Origin of the sequence: Methylophilus sp. DW102 (assembly GCF_037076555.1) — a bacterium.
Taxonomy (GTDB): domain Bacteria; phylum Pseudomonadota; class Gammaproteobacteria; order Burkholderiales; family Methylophilaceae; genus Methylophilus; species Methylophilus glucosoxydans.
Genome location: NZ_AP029023.1, coordinates 1,506,974 through 1,526,193, shown reverse-complemented (window position 1 = coordinate 1,526,193; position 19,220 = coordinate 1,506,974). Strand labels below are relative to the sequence as shown.

At 47.9% G+C, this 19,220-nt stretch carries 17 protein-coding genes; 2 read left to right on the top strand and 15 right to left on the bottom strand.

From position 1 onward, the window contains the following. Positions 1-19 precede the first annotated feature (19 nt). From AACH41_RS07030 to epsL, 7 genes are all read right to left on the bottom strand, one after another. On the bottom strand, positions 20-1,186 hold the full coding sequence (locus AACH41_RS07030; protein WP_338653974.1) for a nucleotide sugar dehydrogenase: 1,167 nt from the start codon (positions 1,184-1,186) through the stop codon (positions 20-22). 48 nt (positions 1,187-1,234) lie between these two features. Next, entirely contained in the window at positions 1,235-1,957 is a 723-nt protein-coding gene (locus AACH41_RS07025) for an exosortase C-terminal domain/associated protein EpsI (protein WP_338653972.1), read from the bottom strand. Between the two features lies 1 nt (position 1,958). Beyond that, positions 1,959-2,846, bottom strand: coding sequence for an exosortase B (gene xrtB, locus AACH41_RS07020; RefSeq protein ID WP_338653970.1), 888 nt, complete (start codon positions 2,844-2,846; stop codon positions 1,959-1,961). Then, positions 2,836-3,702, bottom strand: coding sequence for a chain length determinant protein tyrosine kinase EpsG (epsG, locus tag AACH41_RS07015; protein WP_338653968.1), 867 nt, complete (start codon positions 3,700-3,702; stop codon positions 2,836-2,838). The genes xrtB and epsG overlap by 11 nt, the downstream gene beginning before the upstream one ends. Positions 3,703-3,745: 43 nt before the next feature. Beyond that, complete coding sequence (gene epsF, locus AACH41_RS07010; RefSeq protein ID WP_338653967.1) at positions 3,746-5,095, bottom strand: chain length determinant protein EpsF; 1,350 nt, start codon at positions 5,093-5,095, stop codon at positions 3,746-3,748. Between the two features lie 18 nt (positions 5,096-5,113). Next, entirely contained in the window at positions 5,114-6,130 is a 1,017-nt protein-coding gene (locus tag AACH41_RS07005) for an SLBB domain-containing protein (RefSeq protein ID WP_338653966.1), read from the bottom strand. A 243-nt stretch (positions 6,131-6,373) separates the two neighbouring features. Beyond that, positions 6,374-7,567, bottom strand: coding sequence for an XrtB/PEP-CTERM-associated polysaccharide biosynthesis outer membrane protein EpsL (epsL, locus tag AACH41_RS07000; RefSeq protein WP_338653965.1), 1,194 nt, complete (start codon positions 7,565-7,567; stop codon positions 6,374-6,376). Positions 7,568-7,909: 342 nt separating this feature from the next. Between epsL and AACH41_RS06995 the strand changes: the two genes are divergently transcribed. Further along, positions 7,910-9,217, top strand: a complete 1,308-nt coding sequence (locus tag AACH41_RS06995; RefSeq protein WP_338657585.1) for an undecaprenyl-phosphate glucose phosphotransferase — start codon at positions 7,910-7,912, stop codon at positions 9,215-9,217. A gap of 70 nt (positions 9,218-9,287) precedes the next feature. On the opposite strand, the gene miaA is transcribed toward AACH41_RS06995, so the two are convergent. From miaA to AACH41_RS06955, 8 genes are all read right to left on the bottom strand, one after another. Beyond that, a complete protein-coding gene (miaA, locus tag AACH41_RS06990; RefSeq protein WP_338653964.1) occupies positions 9,288-10,238 on the bottom strand; it encodes a tRNA (adenosine(37)-N6)-dimethylallyltransferase MiaA in 951 nt (316 codons plus the stop codon). A 38-nt stretch (positions 10,239-10,276) separates the two neighbouring features. After that, positions 10,277-10,651, bottom strand: a complete 375-nt coding sequence (locus tag AACH41_RS06985) for a 4a-hydroxytetrahydrobiopterin dehydratase (protein ID WP_194746812.1) — start codon at positions 10,649-10,651, stop codon at positions 10,277-10,279. Positions 10,652-10,713: 62 nt separating this feature from the next. Continuing rightward, positions 10,714-11,574, bottom strand: coding sequence for a triphosphoribosyl-dephospho-CoA synthase (locus AACH41_RS06980; RefSeq protein WP_338653962.1), 861 nt, complete (start codon positions 11,572-11,574; stop codon positions 10,714-10,716). A gap of 9 nt (positions 11,575-11,583) precedes the next feature. After that, complete coding sequence (locus tag AACH41_RS06975; RefSeq protein ID WP_338653960.1) at positions 11,584-12,480, bottom strand: RimK family alpha-L-glutamate ligase; 897 nt, start codon at positions 12,478-12,480, stop codon at positions 11,584-11,586. 76 nt (positions 12,481-12,556) lie between these two features. Continuing rightward, positions 12,557-13,552: a methenyltetrahydromethanopterin cyclohydrolase gene (gene mch / locus AACH41_RS06970; RefSeq protein WP_338653958.1), complete on the bottom strand. Its 996-nt coding sequence runs from the start codon at positions 13,550-13,552 to the stop codon at positions 12,557-12,559. Next, on the bottom strand, positions 13,518-14,627 hold the full coding sequence (locus AACH41_RS06965) for an ATP-grasp domain-containing protein (RefSeq protein WP_338653956.1): 1,110 nt from the start codon (positions 14,625-14,627) through the stop codon (positions 13,518-13,520). The genes mch and AACH41_RS06965 overlap by 35 nt, the downstream gene beginning before the upstream one ends. Positions 14,628-14,634: 7 nt before the next feature. Then, on the bottom strand, positions 14,635-15,528 hold the full coding sequence (locus AACH41_RS06960) for an NAD(P)-dependent methylenetetrahydromethanopterin dehydrogenase (protein WP_194746816.1): 894 nt from the start codon (positions 15,526-15,528) through the stop codon (positions 14,635-14,637). A 120-nt stretch (positions 15,529-15,648) separates the two neighbouring features. Beyond that, positions 15,649-16,623, bottom strand: a complete 975-nt coding sequence (locus AACH41_RS06955) for a hypothetical protein (protein WP_338653952.1) — start codon at positions 16,621-16,623, stop codon at positions 15,649-15,651. Positions 16,624-16,826: 203 nt separating this feature from the next. On the opposite strand from AACH41_RS06955, the gene ppsA reads away from it, so the two are divergent. Next, positions 16,827-19,199 carry a phosphoenolpyruvate synthase gene (ppsA, locus tag AACH41_RS06950; RefSeq protein WP_194746818.1) on the top strand — a complete coding sequence of 791 codons (2,373 nt, stop codon included), beginning with the start codon at positions 16,827-16,829 and terminating at the stop codon, positions 19,197-19,199. The last annotated feature ends 21 nt before the right edge of the window (positions 19,200-19,220 follow it).

Below are 19,220 nucleotides of genomic sequence, written 5' to 3'. Positions count from 1 at the left end.
AAAATGAACGGAAGATGATCTAATCGTTACCAAACAGATCTCGGGTGAAGACTTTATCTTTTACGTCGCCAAGCTCACTGGTCATACGGTTACTGATAATCACATCCGAGATTTGCTTAAACTCGTTGAGGTCATTGATGACTTTTGAGTTGAAGAACAGTGATTCTTTCAGCTCTGGCTCAAAGACGACGACTTCAATGCCCTTGGCTTTGATGCGCTTCATGATGCCTTGAATACTAGAGGCGCGGAAGTTGTCTGATCCGGCCTTCATGATGAGCCGGAACACGCCTACCGTTTTGGGTTGGAGCTTGATAATGGTATCTGCTACAAAGTCTTTGCGCGTAGTGTTGGATTGTACGATGGCATTAATGAGGTTTTGCGGAACAGACTCATAGTTGGCCAGCAGTTGTTTGGTATCTTTAGGCAGACAGTAGCCGCCATAGCCAAACGAAGGGTTGTTATAGTGGTTGCCAATCCGGGGGTCGAGACATACGCCGTCAATGATCTCTTTGGTGTTGAGTCCATATTTAATGGCATAGCTGTCTAACTCATTGAAATAAGCCACCCGCATCGCGAGGTAAGTATTAGAGAATAGCTTAATGGCTTCTGCTTCTGTACTGTCAGTGAGCAATACCTGAACATCTGGCTTGAGACAGGCCGCTTTTAACAATTCTGCGAATGCCGCGGCATCTTCAGTCCTGTCACCCACAATAATTCTTGATGGATACAGATTATCGTAGAGTGCTTTGCCTTCGCGCAAAAACTCCGGGGAAAAAATAATATTTTGGTTTTGATGCTTTTCTCTGGCTAGCTTTGTAAAGCCCACGGGGATAGTGGATTTGATAACGATGATCGCCTCGGGTGCCATGGCGGTAACATCAGCCAGAACCTGGTCTACCGAGCTGGTATTAAAGTAGTTGGTTTCCGGGTCATAATCGGTGGGCGTGGCGACAATGACATATTTTGCGTCTTTGTAGGCCGCTTGTTTGTCGAGTGTTGCGGTCAGGTTAAGGGTCTTGCTGGCAAAAAAAGATTCGATTTCCTTGTCTGAAATCGGCGATTGACGGTTATTAATCAATGCAACCTTTTCCGCAACCACGTCGAGCGCAACGACTTCGTGTGTTTGAGATAATAATGTGGCTAAAGACAAGCCAACATATCCGGTACCAGCAATACAAATTTTCATAACATCATTCTCTAATACTAAATAAATCTTGTGGCAGGCTGTACAAGCTTAAGGCACCAGAAGCTTTGGCTCAGAAGCTGACATTGCATCAACCAGGTCTTTGAGAAATTTCTCATGCAACCCATAAACTTGATTAAGTGCAGAATCATCTGCAATTGCGCTTGATACTCTTACCAGTATCCCATCGTCATAGCGCCTGTGAACTAATCCGTCATGAATAATCTTGAGCCGCATTTGCAGACCGGATGTTAAGGTGCTGTCTCCTACACGAATCCAGTAGCTCACTGCTTCCAAATGATTTTGGCTAGCATATAGTTGTCGTTTACCAATGACTCGCGTTCCTGACTTAACGCTATCAAACGAGTAGGTTTGAGATTTTTGCATTTGATACCCCTGTGCCGGGTAACATACATCAGGCTGATGAACCTTAACATCTTGCCTTTGCTGATGCGCGTAGGCTAAAGCGAGCATAACCTGATGGCCCTCTTTATCCGCATAAGTCCGCATCAGCATGTCATCATATAATTGGCTCTCCAGGCTACGCTCGTCAGAGACCATTCGCACTTGTGGGGACGATTGCAAAACCTCAGTCCAGCCGGCAAATGATTTGGGAATGCTTGTTTCAAACTGCGTTGGTTGGGTTGCGTAATAAAGATGAGGCTTGAGTGATAGCGCCACAAGCAATGCAAGCAGACATAATCCAAGCATTTTTAACGCAAGGCTTAATTTGACATCAGGTAGTTTTAAAAACAAATCTTTTAATACCTTCATATCAATCTTGGCTCAGCAATCTTTTTAGATTAAATTTTTCTGCAAGCTTTTGTATCAGTGCATCCACCGCAATGATGAGTATCAATGCTGTCAGGAACAAGACCATCCCTGAAAAATTATGCAGGAAGCCTTGCCCTGCTTCATCCCCGAGGTGATACGTAATCAATGCTAGCGTACAAACTCTAAGCACATTTGAAGTAAAGGAGATTGGAACAATCAGCACGGCCAGCAGAACATTACGCCAAAAAGCTTGGTGATTGATCACATTGATATATAACAATCCTATCGCTTCAAGTGTAAACAGAGAGTTAAGTCCGGCACAAGCATCTGCAACGAGCAGTTTGTATTGCCCTATTTGCAAAATGACACCGGAGCGAGCAATCGGGTAATCCAGGGCGTACAACAGATGTTCGGATGCATAAGACACAGCGATTTTCATCGGTTGCGTCAGCGCATCGATTACCGAGGCTGGCCAAGGGATCAAAAACACGAAAAAAAACAATGCAAACCAGTATTTTAAAGCGATGTGCGGGCCAAAAATAATACAGATCAATCCACACAAGACAAAAACGAGTGAAAAAATCGAGATGATGTAAACACTTTGAGAATATCCCACCAGATATAAGCAGATACCGGCCACAATAAGTGTCCAGCCCAATAAATTGGCTGGTTTGAATATCTGTGGCTTATCCAGTATCTGCTTTGTCTTGAAATAAAAGAACCAAACACCGATACCGAGGACGATGGGTCCATGTGATTGGGTATCGCTATTCCAGACGGTCAGAAATAGATCATAAAAGACAGGAACAAAAAGCACTAAGATAGAAAGAAAGATTGCACTGTATGCAATCACTTTCGGCTTATGTTCTAAAGGAAGATTAATGTGCATTCAACGCAACTTGTACTTCAATTCCAATTTCACGACAGGCATCGATTGCTGACTGAATATCACTTAAGGCCGTTTTATTGGTCTCAGCCGCAATGAGGACCCCCCCCACTTTCTTCGCCACCACTTGAGCATCTGAAGACATTAAAATAGGGGAAGTATCCATGATCACTATGTCAAATTGTTGACTAAAACTAGCCAATAATTCGTCAAGCGCATTTTTATTTAGTAACTCTTGAGGGTTGGGTGGCACTGCACCCGCTGTCAGAATACTCAAATTAAGCAAGGAGGGGATTCTGACAATGACGTCTGTAGAAGCGCGGCCGACCAGAATGTCGGAAAGGCCATGATGGTTATTCAATTTAAATAAGGTATGTTGTTGTGGCAATCTTAGGTTTGCATCAATCAGTAATGTTCGCTCACCAAGTTGTGAGAACACAATTGCAAGATTGGCAGCCAATTGGCTGGCACCATCTGACTCTCTGGCTGAAGAAACAACTAGAGACTTGAATCCCCGTTCAAACCAGCGCAACATCAGCTGCGTTCTCAAAGAGCGTAACGATTCAACTTGCTTTGAAAAAGGATCGAATGCAGCCACCAGTTGATGACTGAATGAAGATTTATCTTGTGAAAGATAAGGGTAATCAAATTGAAATGACAAGGCGTGATTAATGTCGTCCATCGTCACAAAGCCCAGTGCCAGTGCTGCCTCGCCGAAGCGCATTGATTTTTCTTTTTGAAATTTCAAAATGCGCTCAGCATCTTTCTCGGTAATCTTACCCATATCAAGCAATAAATGGCCTATGCTGGACGATACCGTTTTCAGAGGTGTGTTTTTTTCAGTTTCGATAATATTCATACTTGTAATCACTCACGCTTGATGTATGTAAGTTGTCCAGAAATTAAACAGGCTTGATGCTAAATTCATATACAGGGATATCTGCACAAGCGAGGACATCATCTTTGGTACGCACTCGACGATCCAAAAACTCAGCAATCAAGGCAAAGAAGCACCCCAACATTGAACCCAAGATCGCAGCGAAAGGCACAATAATGAGTAACCGAGGGTTGTTAGGCGTTAAGGGCGGACTTGCAGCTTCAAGTATCGAAATATCCGCTTGGTTTGATTGACTTTCCAATAAGGTTTGACTAAATCGGTTATTGACAGAAGCAAGGGCATTTTGAGCGATATCAACCTCTTTTTCTAACAATGTCAACTCAGAGCGAGATCTGTTTAAATCAAGCACACGCTGCTTTTGGCGTTCAAGTTGTACTTTTACATCACCGAAACGTTGGGTATTGATGTTGGCGCTGTTGTTTAAGCTGATGACAGTTCTATCAATTTCAGTTTGTAACTGGCTTCTGAGTTTTGCCACCTCAGCTTCTGCTGCAATATAAACTGGATGGTTTTTACTGTAACGCTGAGCGGTTTCTGCCAACTTTGCCTCTGCAGTCACAAGGCTCATACGCAAATTCTGAATGACAGGATTAAGCGCAACATCCGGCGAATCACTCATATTTTTTGCAGCATCATTTCTTCTGGAATTTGCATCAATCGATTGAGTCTGCATCACTGAATATTGACCAGAGAGATCTCTCAGCTTGGATGTCTCGACATCCAGAGCTTCTTGAATACTCGTTAACCCATGATCCTGTTGGTATTTAGACAGTTTCTCTTGTGCTTGATGGAGATTATCACGCAGTATTTTTGTTTGCGATGACAGGTATTCGGAAGCCTTTAATGCAGGCTCCATCTTCAACCTAAGACTGACAGAAATATAAGACTCTGCAAAAGCATTGGCCATCGCGGCAGCAAAGTTTGGTTCAACACCTTTATAGTCAATCGAGATAATACTGCTTTCCCTAGACGGTTTTACATCCAGGTTTTTAAGCAGCCGCTCAGCCATCCATTCCTGAATATCTATATTCTGCTTGCTAGCCGCTTTCTGATACTCCGCCTTGATGTTGGGAATTTCTGTCAAATTGAGTTTTTTTACAACTTCTATGGCAACACTTTTGCTTTGAATAATGTCAGCCTGCGTGCCCATATACCCTGGCATCAATTGTGCCGGCAAGGATGTTCCTGTGACGGGATCAACCCCTTTGTAATTTAGCAATACCTTAGCGGTTGCCAGAAAATTTTTCGGCAACATTGCATTAATAGCCACGGCTGTAACCACTGTAATGATCGCAGTCAACAAAATAACGTAACGGCGAATTTTAAGTATGCTGATAAATTGAACTAAATTCATATATTTTTCCGATTAATCTTAGAGCAAACTTTCTTCGATGAATAACACATCTTCATCCATTAAAGTCGTAGTGAGTTCCGGTGACTGTTTAATCAGCTTGCCCTCATTATTTTTACGATGCAGTTTCACTGATCGCTGGGTTCCCCGTGTCGTCAACCCACCCGCTTTTGCGATCGCTTGCATGATGGTCATGTTTTTATCCACTTTATACATGCCCGGACGTTGTACCTCGCCGTAAATGTAAAATTGCGGCGCTTTAGGAACGTAAATCACATCACCTGGAGCCAACTCTCGATTCATATCACTGGCAGGTGCACGGAAAAGATCATCAATATTTAACTCTTGTGTCACGGTTGAGCCTGAACGTGATGTGGTAAAGAAAAGTGTTTCTCCGGCAGCCTCATTGACGCCACCCGCAAGGGCAATGAAATCGCTCACCTTACGAGTGCCACCTTGAATACCGTATTTTCCTGGTCTGGCTACCTGACCAGAGACGGCCACATCTCTGGTGCTGATGTAAATCGTTTCCCCACCGGTCAACCAAATATCTTGCACGTTTAAGTTACGTCGCTCGATCACCTCATTCAAATCATATTCACTGCGTTTTTCAGCCCGCACAACAGTAATAATTTCAGAAGCCTCAGGAGTTAAACCACCAGCTTCTGCTATCAAATCCTTCACATCGGTTGGATGGGTAATGGGATATCGACCTTGTTTCAAAACGCCGCCTAATACTGAAACCGTTTTGCTTTTAAACTCTAAAATCAATACCGATACCTGAGGATTGGCAATAAAGCCGCCTTTTTTTAACTGCTCGGCGATTTTCTTTTCAGCCTGTATGGTTGTCATGCCGCCTACCAACACCTCACCAATCAGTGGGAGGGTAATCTCTCCCGCTTCAGCAACACGAGTTTCCCTGGTTAAGTCAGCATCGCCATATACAACGATCCTGACATAGTCACCTGCACCAAGGGTGTAATCGGCTTTGGCAATTGTGCTAAACAAAACCATCAAACTAATGATAAAAAATCGCATGTATCTGATCATACTATTGTTCTCTTAAATAAGAATTATGTTAATAATGAGTAATTTTAAACACGATCAAGTTTAGTGAGTTTATTCATAAAACAGCCTTTAATTCTGGCTTTTTTCAAAGCAAATAAGGGTGTTCATTTATGGCACTTAATGACTGTTCGATGAGATGTTATTTAGTTCCGGTAAAGTGATCATGACAACCTAGCTAGACCTTAACAAGGCTAATATATTTATACAAAATATTTAGATCCTCAGATCAACTGAAACAGAAGTTAAAGTATCATCATAATCAAAATTCGCTAATGTAGAATTACGGTTAGATTTAGTCGTACTTAAATTAAAACCGATATTTTTTATTGGGTTCCATCGAACAAACGCGCCGTACGAAGTCTCTTTATCTGTTCTGTCACTGGTGCTGAACTGTCCTCTCCCCTCAAAACTTCTTTCACCATAGGATGCATTAATCCCTACTTGGACTTTTGCGAACGCTTGATAAAAGAGCCTGCCACTAAAATTATCTGACAGTGAATATGTAGAGTTACTTGCCTCAAATGGCGTGAGCGTTCGGGACAAAGTAAAGTTAGACCGTAACTTTCCAGTTATTTGCAACTCATAAATAACGTTTGCGATGTAAGATGAATAATTTCGAATACTAAAATTATCATACTCCCGCTCTAAGTAACCAACTTTAGCAGTCAGTCTATCTTTACCGGGATCTTGTGACAACAACTCCAACTCATACTCTTTTTCGTCATAGCCGTTATCAAAGGCCAAGACAGCATCCAATGGCCGTTTGGTAAACTCCCCACGCCGGTTATGCCCCATCAAACGAACATTGGAGCCTGAAGGAAACAAATACATGAGACCATAATCGAGGCCGGAGGCATCAAAATCAGAAATGGCTGTAAATGTTTCACTATTTTCGAGTGATAACTGACTAAAGCCTAAAATGGCCATCCATACATTATGCGGTGAATACTGTACTCTGAATTGATTCGTAGTTGTTGTACGAATATTTCTCTGGGTTGTTACTCGAATATCAGAAAAGCTGTTCAACCCCTGTGTACGATCTGATGAGAGGCTGCCCGTGATCTCAGGCGTTAATGACCAGTTCCATGCAGCACTGTAATTGGTAGCGGTAAAATTCAAATAATCATTAACGTTATACTTGTTGTCTACAAGGTTTAAATCTAAAACGATTCTTTGCAAAGAGTAGGTCTTGTCCAGTTTAGCGCCTAATGTCGTGGTAGTAATTTCCTCTGACACTTCATTACTCGCTCGCCTGAACAGGTTGTTGTCATGCACTTTGTTAAGCCCGGCTCGAAATTGAACTGTGTCCAACTCGTCAGAAAGGGCATAGACAGGTGACAGTGCCATCAACATGGCAATGACGTTTTGAGTTGCTTTGAACTTGTGGGATCGCTGTAAAAATGACATGAATTTAAGCAAGTGAAGCATATGATTTAATAGTCATTCTAACCTGTAAACTTACAATTAATACTAGTAATGTTTAACTTTATCTATAACATTAATTAATAAAGTGATCTCTTTCAACTTGATTATATTACCTTAATACATCATTTTTATGACTGTAACCCACTCATATCGAACCGTACTTTAGATTGCTGTATCCACTTAATTTGGTTAAACTCGTTTAGCAATGTCGAAATAAATATTATGAAAAAGACCGTTAAACCCCCCATTCGAACTATTGCCGGCTTATCGTCCGGCCCACGCAGCCCGCTTTATTTTGTAGAGTCGATTGTCGAGCCGCTGATTATGGTTTTTTTCATGTGGGGAATTTTTATCTATTTTGAAGACCGTATACCGATCTCTATCTTCTTCACCTCAATTCTTTTGTTTTCGGTCACATTTCCAAGTGGCGCAAAAATACGATTAGGTTTTTGGAAAATGTCGCGGGATGTCATTTTTCAGTGGTTATTGTTGGCAAGCATGGTGCTGATCTTTGCCGAAATCACTGGTTATATGTCGCTATTTACGCCTCAAATCATTTATACATGGCTAATCGGTACACCTATTGCGCAGATTCTGGGCCTGACAGCACTCAAAGAGCTTTCTCCATTCTTCATCCGTTTGCAGGGGCCTGCCAAAAACGCAGTGATCATTGGCCTCAATGAACAAGGCTTGGTTGTTGCCAATAATTTACTGGCTGATGAATATAGCCGTGTCAACGTATTGGGCTTTTTTGAGGATCGCGCGCCTGAGCGCGCGCCCCAGAATCATGGCTTTGAGATCTTAGGCGCCTTGACGGATATTCCTCTCTACTGCAAGTCACACCAGATACATACTATTTATATTGCGCTGCCGATGTCTAGCCATCCTCGCATTTTGAAACTGCTGGATGACTTGAAAGATACCACCGCCTCAATTTATTTTGTGCCTGATATTTTTGTGACTGATTTGATTCAGGGCCGGGTTTCCGACGTGAATGGCATTCCTGTGGTTTCTGTTTGCGAAACGCCGTTTACAGGGGTGGACGGCATGATTAAACGCACGGCAGACATTTTGTTTTCATTAATTGTACTGATATTAATCTCCCCCATCTTGCTGATTATCGCAGCGGGGGTAAAACTCACCTCCCCAGGTCCGGTGATATTCAAGCAGCGCCGTTACGGATTGGATGGCCAGGAGATTCTGGTGTATAAGTTCCGCTCAATGACCGTGACTGAGGATGGCACCAAAGTGACGCAAGCGACTAAAAATGACCAGCGCATCACGCCCCTGGGTGCTTTTTTGCGCAAAACCTCACTGGATGAGTTACCTCAGTTTATTAATGTGCTGCAAGGACGCATGAGCGTTGTTGGGCCACGCCCTCATGCGGTGGCGCATAATGAAGAGTACCGCAAACTGATTAAAGGCTACATGGTGCGCCATAAGGTCAAGCCAGGGATTACCGGCTGGGCACAGGTCAACGGCTTTCGTGGCGAGACTGACACCTTGGAAAAAATGGAGCAGCGGGTACATTACGATTTGGAGTACTTGCGCAACTGGAGCCCTCGTCTGGATATGTTGATCGTGGCAAAAACCGTTTGGTTAACCGCCGTGGGGCAAGACAGCGCCTATTAAATAGGTTCTGGAATAGTAGAAAAGCCTGACATCCTTGTCAGGCTTTTTTGTTTCAAACATCAATCAACAATTAAAGATGCAATTTTATCTTTGTCAGCATCTGATTTATCCAATCCTGACTTAAGCAATCCAGGACCTCGACATCATCCATACCACGTAACCAGGTGAGTTGGCGCTTCGCCAATTGCCGCGTCGCGTAGACGCCATGATCAGCCAGGGTGGGCAGGTCAATCTCGCCATTGAGGTGCTGCAACACCTGACGGTAACCGACGCAACGCATGCTTGGTGTCTCGGTGGTGAGTTGCGGATAGGCACTGAGCAAGCCTTGAACTTCCTCAATAAAGCCTTGTTTCAGCATGGCTTGAAAACGATCGGCAATGCGCTGATGCAAGACACTGCGATCGCTAGGCATGAGGGCGATTTTGAGGATATCAAACGGTAGCGTGACTTTTTCTGACTGCGCGCGCAGGACACTCATGGGCTGTCCACTGATGCGATACACTTCCAACGCACGTTCGATGCGTTGTGAGTCAGTGGTATGGATTTTGGCAGCGACGCTGGGGTCTATACTGGCTAATTGGGCATGCATGGCAGGCCAGCCAACCGCACTGGCTTCAGCTTCGATTTGCACGCGGATGACAGGGTCCGCCGGCGGCAAGTCGCTCAAGCCATGTTGCAAGGCGTTGAAATAAAGCATGGTGCCGCCCACGAGCACCGGGATGCGTCCGTTGGCGGTTGCCGTCTGCATGAGCGCTAACGCATCCTTGGCAAATTGGGCGGCGGAATACTGCTCCAGTGGCGTGATTAAATCAATTAAATGGTGTGGCGCCTGGCGCAAGGTCTCGGCATCGGGTTTGGCGGTGCCAATGTCCATGCCGCGATAGACAAGCGCAGAATCGACACTGATGATTTCCACCGGAAAGCGCTGGGCTAGCGCAATGGTGGCGGCGGTTTTGCCACTAGCCGTCGGGCCCATAAAAAAGATCGCTGGCGGTAGATGGCTTTTATCTGGGGCAGGCATACAACAACATCAACAATGAAGATTAAACGTAAAAACAGTTATTGGTCGTATTTGACGTAACTAAAGCGGAGGTCATCTTGTGGTGTGCCCTCTAAGGCTGAGCCTGCTTGCTGAGCAGGTTGCCATTGAATCACCTCTTCAATTTTTCTGGCGAGTTCGATGTCTTTCATCGTGATACCTTTTGCGCTGTGCGTGCATAACTTGACGATGACAAAGGCATAAGAAACCGTCAGGTCAGGATGGTGCCAAGCCGCTTCTGCTAGATGACCGATGGTGTTAACCACCATCAGCGTCCCTTTCCAGCTATTGGTTTTATATTTACGGCGTATCCAGCCCTCTTCATAGTACCAATGCGGCAAAGAGCTACTCAAAAGTTGTTGAATTTCCTGCTCGGTAAATACTTGCTCGGACATACGCGGCTCCAGACTGACTAAAACATGTCAATCCTGCAGTATACCGCAGGTCAGGCATTGACTTATAGGGTGTGGCCGCCAGTTGTTTGCATGTTTGCCAACATGGCTGTGATGACCGTTAAATCAGCACTGGTGCCTGGATTTAAGCGCTCCGCTTTCAGTGACTGATCCCAGGCCAGCAATGCAGGCAGGTAGGTTTTAGGATTATCTAGCGCCAGCAGTGCCTGATAATGCTGCTCGGCGGTAGTTTGCACCTCATGCGCTGTCAGCAAGCCATATTTGCGCACAATATGACTATCCGGCACGCTGGAAAGCCAGTACAAATAAGCCGCCGTCAACGCCCAGGCGGGACGTTCCCAGCGTTGGCATTGTTCAAGATAAAGGGGCAGTGCCTCCTCAAACAGACGGGCATAGCCCTCATTGTATTGACGGCCGATTTCATCCTGCGCGCTGGCCAGTTGCATGGCTTGCAACAAGGTAATCTGTGGCGCTTCTGAAACATCATGCTCACTACGCTGCCCCATGCCGGCAGGATTCACCAGACGAATCCCGGCATAGACCGCTGCCGCATCTTCCACCGTGGTCTGCTGCAAGACTTGCTGCAAGCCGGTCTTTAACGGCAAAGCCGCATAATCCACCGTAGCCTGCACCAGCGGCGCGACCAACAAGACAATCCCCAAATTGGTATTGCAACCGACTTGGGTGTAGGTGGCCTGCAAGGCCTGCAAAATACGTTGCCCAAGGCTGCGCTTGCCAAATTGTGCATCATCACACAGGGCGGGTGCCGAGACGTGTGCGCTTTCAACGAAATGCTGGACCTGCATGCCATGTCCATCAGCAAAAATATGCACATTGCCGGGCTTGAGCGCTTCGAGCTCGGCCAGACAAGCCTGTAAATAGGCGGTTTGAATCTGTGTATTCATCTGCATCGTTTAAGCATCAGCCAGCTGTAACAAATCATTGACCAGCACATCAGCAATGTCAAACGAGGTAATACTTTGCAGCCCACGCCAGGCCGGGATACTGTTAACCTCGATCACCCATAATTTGCCATGCTTGTCCCGCATCACGTCGACCCCAGCATAGGCGATATTCACAGCCTGTGCAGCGCGCACGCCAATGTCAGCCACATCTTGTTCGTCACAGGCACTGCAACGTGCACCACGCGCCACATTATGCAACCAGCTGTCACCTTGCCGCTGCATCACGGCAATCGGCTCCCCGCGCACCACAAACACACGGTAATCATGCTGGTAAGGCCCGCACTCAATTTTTTCCTGCAAGTAATACACGCCATCAACGAAAGGGTCTTGCGGCAAGGCAAACTGCTGACGGCTTTCGATGAGACGCACGCCCTTGCCTTGCGAGCCAAACAAAGGCTTGATCACCAGCGTTTTTCCGGTATCCAGCACCTGCTGCATGAGCGCATGCGCAATGTGCCGGTGCTCACAGACCCAGGTAACTGGCGTCGCCACGCCCTGCTCTGCCAGCAATTGACTGGTGAGCCCTTTATCCACCGTGGTTTCGATGGCACGTGCCGAGTTATAAATGACCATGCCCTGCCGCTGCAAAGTATGCAGCAGGTTCATGCGCGTAATAATTTGTTGTGTCGTGCCTGCGGCCACCCCACGCACAAAGGCCATGGGGGCTGGTTGCGTCAAGCCGGGGATATGAATCAGCACCTGCTGATTGGCGATACTCAGATGACAGCTATCCAGTGACACCATCAGCGCTTGCCAGCCACGACGGGCAAACGCCTGAGCCAAGCTCTGCCCATGCCAGCCACCGGCCTGGGCCACTTCGTCAGTAAAAATGGGAACAACTTGCATAAGGCTTGTACGATGACGCAGGTGCAGGTTTTGAGACCTGACGCCTGCCCTCGGAACATATTAAATCACTTGAGATTTAGCTACCAAAAGATTGATTTAAAAGATCTTCATTAAACTTTCCAGCAAAGAATGTGCGGCCTGTTTTCATATTGCTGACACTGACTTTGGCCGGAGAGAATAACATCGGATCAATCTGGTAAAAGTCCATATTGACCGCTTTAAATACCTCAGCAAAAGGACGACCATAGTCTTTAGAGGCGGAAGAAGGTAATTGTGTTGCCAGGGCTTCTGCCGCAGCATCGTCCGTATTCACAAACAACTGCACAAAGCCACCAAACAAAATCGCATCATTGGTGCGGCCCATGCCGACGATAAAGTCTGGCGATGGTGCAGGCACCGGCGCAATCCCGTAGCCATCCACAATGGCAGACAAATCAAAATGCAAGGCGTGACATTTATGCAAGGCTACTTCGAGCACGCGCGCAGTCACTTGCAATGAACCGGCCACACTGCGTGTAGGCGTCAGGATAAAGGTAAGTTTATTCGCCGGAAGCCCGGTGTCTTTGGATACTTTTTCAATCACGGCGGCAGGCGGCACCTTGTCAGTTTCAAGCACCAATACCGATTGTTCGCCCTGGTCGCGGTAATTGATGTCTTTAAACACCTCTTCACGCTGTGCAATCGCCCGTGCAGGGCCGCTACCCAGCGAAAAGAATTTCTCATGGGACAGCGCCCAACCGGCATACTGGCTGCCCAGGCAGGCAATCACCGGTTGTTTGGCCGTGACCACCACGCTTAATGGCCAGTTGGCAAATTGCGGCACATGGCGCAAGGCCACATTACCGAGTCCGCCCATACAGATTTCAGCAATCAGGCGACCGGCTTCCAATCCTCCCGGCACTTGAATGCCGGCATCGACGATGGTTGCACCTGTCTCGTGCGTGGATACCACACATCCCAAGGCGGCTGCATTGGCAACCATCTCAGCAACGAGCGGTGCGCTATAGCGTTGAACGCTAATGCTTGATGGTTGCTCATTAGTGGATATTGAATTCGATGTGCTTGCAGACATACGTCCCCCATAATTTTTCAAGTTGTGTTTTTTGGTCTTGCAAGGCCGCGTGCACCTCGCGCGCGGTCTCTGCTTCAGCATAAAGACTGCACACCGGTTGTCCGGCTGCAATCTCATGGGTTGTTGGCCGATCTTCTACCCATTCTGGCCAGTCGAGTGAACCGACCGTGATAGCCTGTTGGGCATAAGCAATACAATGGCTGGCGTAGCCTGTCAGTCGACTAAGTGCAGGCCCTTGCGCTTGCTGGCAACTGGCCAGATGTGCTTGTATCAGAGGCATCTGGCTATACAATCGCATGCTGGCACTGAGTCGTGGATTGATCTCGAGCACATGTAAAGTGCCCTCTACCCAGATCGCATCCAGGCTATTCAAGCCTATCAAATTTAAGTTTGGCAGGAGCGCGTTCAACACTTGCTGCGCTGCCGCCCATATTTTTTCATCGTGCAGGCGGCTCGCGCCAGCATAGGTAAACCTGCCGGGCCGCTGTTTGAGCGCATGTACGCCAATCAGCTCGCATGCATTTGACTGGGCGATAAACAACAGACCAACAGCCTGGCCCGCTTGAAAAGCTTGCCAATAGGCTTGGTCAAAAGCTACAGACGGTGCTGTCGTTGAGCAATCGTCGATCTGCACATGTCCGCCACCGCATGCTCCAATCTGTTTATACAGCCAAGTGCCAGAAACCGGCTTTTGCCTTGTCACCATGGGCGATGCTACGCCGCTGCGCTCACAAGTCTGCTGCAATACGAAAGGGTCCTTCACCTCCATCACGACCTCAGCAGCATTAGCGTACACCGGATAGCGCTCGCACAATGCTTGATACGCTTTTGTATTGGCTTCAAATCCTGAACCGAACACAACGGCCTCTGGTGCAAACGCATCCAGTTGCACAACCAGGTCGGCCATCCCGTGTGCAGCCCCAGGGTTGTCAAACCCTGGCCAGATAACACAGGCTTGTGCGGCTTGTCGCGTCTCGGCATCCGCAAACGCGTCCACAGCCAACACGTTAAAGCCCTCACGTCGTGCCATCTGGCTATAAATGCGTGCACTGTGCGACAAAATGGCCAACCGCAAGCGCAGCCTATTCTACGTGCGCACAGGCATATTCATATGCCTCATGATAATCAATGTGCATCGGGCTCTCGCTCTGCAACATTTGCTCCAGCAATTTATTCTGGGTGACATATTTGAGCTGACCAATCGCCAGCGCACCAAAACCGGCGACTTGCGTGCCTTCAATCATGCCACCATTCGAGAAGGTGTCCACGCCTTCAATGCCAGACGGCGGTACGGCATTGACATCTGCAACCACCTTCAGTGTTTTGGAGTTGGCGAAATGACGCACTTCGAGCACACGCACGCCGGCCGGGGTTGCACACAATGCCACGCTGGCTTCGTTCAACACCGCCATTTTCGCAGCTTCATTGCTACCATCCACCACTTGCAATTTGACGTCGTAACTGGTCGACAACTTGTCCACATAAGCCTGCATGCTCGCGATTTCGGCATGAGCCACCATTAGCACCGTTGCGCCCTGGCGTGCCGCGATCAATGCCGCGGTAGAACCTACCGTGCCACTGGCACCAAAAATGGCGACTTTTTCCTTGCCCAGGCCGCTGCCGGACTTTTGCAAGTAAAAATCAACCTTGGCCAACATGGCTGCCGCGGTTGTAAACGCGCCAGAAGGATCAGAAAAAGTATGACACTCAAAAGGTTTGAACATGGCACTACGTGCCTGCTTCTGCATTTCAAGCGCGACTTGAATATCACGGCCGCCAAAAAACAAGGCCTGTTGTTTGAGGCCACTCGGACTGCGGGAGAAAATGGCATCCTGAGTCAATGGAATGATTTCATTCAGGGTGACGTCGGTATAAGAAATAATTTTTTCATAGCCTGCATCAAATGCCATATTGACATCAAATGGACTCGCATTTTTTGCGGCTGTAAACAAATGCATAATGCTGGTTTTCTTCATTGTTCCCCCTGAAACCGTTTGTTAAATAGATTCAGGCTCAAATATACACACTAAGAGCCCCGTTCAAAATCAAGAGCAGACCGTGAAAATTGTAACTTTTCAAAATTATCTTAATAAAAGTTAATCGACAGATGCCTTGACCTCAATCAAGGCTGGCGAATTTATGGCTGCTGTGACGATAAACCCCAGTGCAGGCCGATCTTCATACCGGGCAAGCAATTGCATCTGCAAGGCTACCGCTGCTGCACGCGTTGGTAATAATACAAATCCGGTCGGCCCCCAGGAGGTTTGCCCCAAGCCACGATGTCCCTGCGCTTTGAGCTGCTCCAGAATCTGGCTGACGCCTTGGCTGGCGTAGAGGCCGCCCTGGGCTGGGGCAAAATAGTCGGCGTTGTAGGCTTGCAAATCGCCTACAAACTGGCTGAATGCAGCAAAATCCTGTTCGATCAAGGCAGGCAGTCCGTGACTGAGCAGTTGCTGCTGTATCGCCTGGGTGGCTGCGGCCGATTGCGGGGCCAATTGTTGGAATGCTGTTTTTTCACCTTGCCCATGCAGGCCATCGCGGCTATTGTCGGTGATTAGCAAAAAATGCCAGTCTTGCGGAAACGCATGCCTAACCAGAATGGGAGGCACCACGGTATTCGGGCCACGGCCGCCATCGACAATCAGGCCGCCCTGAACAAAGGTACCAATGCCTATGCCCGAACGACCACCACGCTGATGCAAGGCTGCAATGTGCGATTCAGTGAGTGTGTGAGCAAACAGGTGATTGAGGGCGACGCCAATGGCGAGGGCCATCTGCGTGCCTGAGCCCAGCCCGCCATGGCGAGGGATTGCCTGCTGTATATTCAGATTGACGGCTTGTTGCACGCCAAGCGCAGCCAGATGACGGTGTACAATGGCAGCGGCCCAGCTATCCAGTGGCGCAGACTGTGGGCCAATACTGGCAGTCAGCGCGGTTTGAAAGGCATCGATCGCCACCCCCATGCTACCAAACCGGCGCGTATCGTCCGCACCGAGGTTAAAAAAACCCAGGTGCAAACGCCCATAAGTGGCCACACTGACCGAACGATCGACAGGGATCTGAGCATTCATGGCATTAATATTATTTAGTGTGAAAAAAATTATTTCACGTCTTTGACGTTGACGTGACATTAAAACATGATTTTGGCATAATGCACGGAATAAAAGTCATTCTATAATCAGACGATGTCTGGCAAACGGCCTCTATTTATCGAATTCAATCCATTGCATTTCGCGATAGATTATCACCAGTTTTAAATCATTAAGGGTTTTATATGGTAAGTCATGTTATTCCATTTGAGAATCTACGAAACACCGATGTGCCATCCGTGGGCGGCAAGAACGCTTCACTGGGTGAAATGATTTCTCAGCTTTCTGCCAAAGGTGTGCGCGTTCCGACTGGTTTTGCAACGACCGCAGATGCCTACCGTGAATTTTTAGCGCAAGGCGGACTGAACAACAAGATTAACGATTTGCTAGACAAGCTAAATGCTGATGACACGCAAGAACTGGCTCGCGTAGGCGCGCAAATTCGCCAATGGATCATGGAAGCCGAGTTCCCCCCTGTCCTGCAGGCGGCGATCGCTGACAATTATGCCAAATTGATTGAAAAATCAGCGCCAGGGACCACGTTTGCGGTGCGCTCTTCTGCCACCGCTGAAGATTTGCCTGATGCTTCTTTTGCCGGTCAGCAAGAATCCTTCCTCAATATTCATGGCCTGGACAACATCAACCACGCCATCAAGGAAGTGTTTGCTTCTTTATATAACGACCGCGCTATCTCCTACCGTGTACACAAAGGTTTTGTGCACGCCGATGTTGCCTTGTCAGCAGGTGTGCAGCAAATGGTACGTTCAGACATTGGCTGTGCCGGTGTGATGTTTACCATTGATACTGAATCCGGCCACCGTGATGTCGCGTTCATCACCTCGTCTTACGGCTTGGGTGAAACGGTGGTGCAAGGGGCGGTTAACCCGGATGAGTTTTATGTACATAAGCCATTGCTGGCGCAAGGCAAACCAGCCATTGTGCGTCGCACCATGGGCTCAAAACTGATCAAGATGATATTCTCGGATGCGACACAAGCCGGCAAATCCACCCATACCGTGGAAGTTGATCCTGCTGAAAGCAACCGTTACTCCCTGACTGATGCGGACATTCTGGAATTGGCCGGCTATGCCATGACGATTGAACAGCATTATGGCTGTCCAATGGATATTGAATGGGGTAAGAATGGCCTGGATAACAAACTGTACATCCTGCAAGCCCGACCTGAAACAGTGAAATCCCAGGAAGCGGCCAACAACGTCACAGAAACCTTCAAGCTGCAAAAACACGCCTCTGTGCCAGTGGTCGCCGGTCGTGCTGTGACGCAAAAAGTAGGCGTGGGTCCAGTGCGTATCGTGCTGGATCCCTCTGAAATGCATGAAGTACAGCCAGGGGATGTTCTGGTTGCCGACATGACTGACCCGAACTGGGAACCCGTCATGAAGCGCGCCAGCGCCTTGGTGACTAACCGTGGCGGCCGCACTTGCCACGCAGCGATTATTGCACGTGAACTGGGCATTCCAGCGATCGTAGGCTCGGTCAACGCGACTGACCTGTTGCGCGATGGCGAGATTGTGACGGTGTCTTGTGCAGAAGGTGAAACCGGCTTTGTCTATCACGGCGCGCTGGACTATGAAGTGTCTACGCAATCCAATAGCGAGCTGTCCAAACCACCCTGCAAGATCATGATGAACGTTGGCAACCCGGATATGGCGTTTACCTTTGCGCAAACCCCAAATGACGGTGTAGGTCTGGCCCGCCTGGAATTTGTGATTAACAACATGGTTGGCATTCACCCGAAAGCCATCCTGAACGTTGACGCCATGCCGGCAGCCATACAGGCGACGATCAAGAACCGTGCCCGCGGCTATGCCAGCCCCAAACAGTTCTACATCGATAAAGTGGCCGAAGGCGTGGCGACCATTGCCGCCGCCTTCTATCCAAAACCAGTGATTGTACGTACTTCAGACTTCAAGTCTAACGAATACAAAAAACTGGTCGGTGGCGACATTTATGAGCCCGATGAAGAAAACCCAATGATTGGTTTCCGTGGTGCAGCGCGCTACATGGCTGAAGACTTTAAAGAGTGTTTTGCCATGGAATGCCAGGCCATGAAAAAAGTACGTGATGAAATGGGCTTGTCCAATGTTGAGTTGATGATTCCGTTTGTTCGCACGCTGGAAGAAGCGCGTGCCGTGACCGAAATCATGGCAGCCAATGGCCTGAAGCGCGGCGAAAATGGTCTGCGCCTGATCATGATGTGTGAAATCCCGGCCAACGCCTTGCTGGCAGAGCAGTTCCTGGAGTACTTTGATGGCTTCTCCATCGGCTCCAATGACCTGACACAGCTGACATTGGGCATGGACCGTGACTCAGGCATCCTGGCCGATGGGTTTGACGAGCGTAATGATGCAGTGAAAGTGCTGTTGAAGATGGCCATCAATACCTGCAACCGTCTGGGCAAATACGTCGGGATTTGCGGTCAGGGTCCTTCTGACCACGAAGACTTTGCTGAGTGGTTGGTCGCCGAAGGCATCCAATCCGTGTCGCTGAATCCGGACACCGTGGTTGCGACCTGGCAACGTCTGACAAAAAAATAAGCAGTCAGTATTAAAACAGCA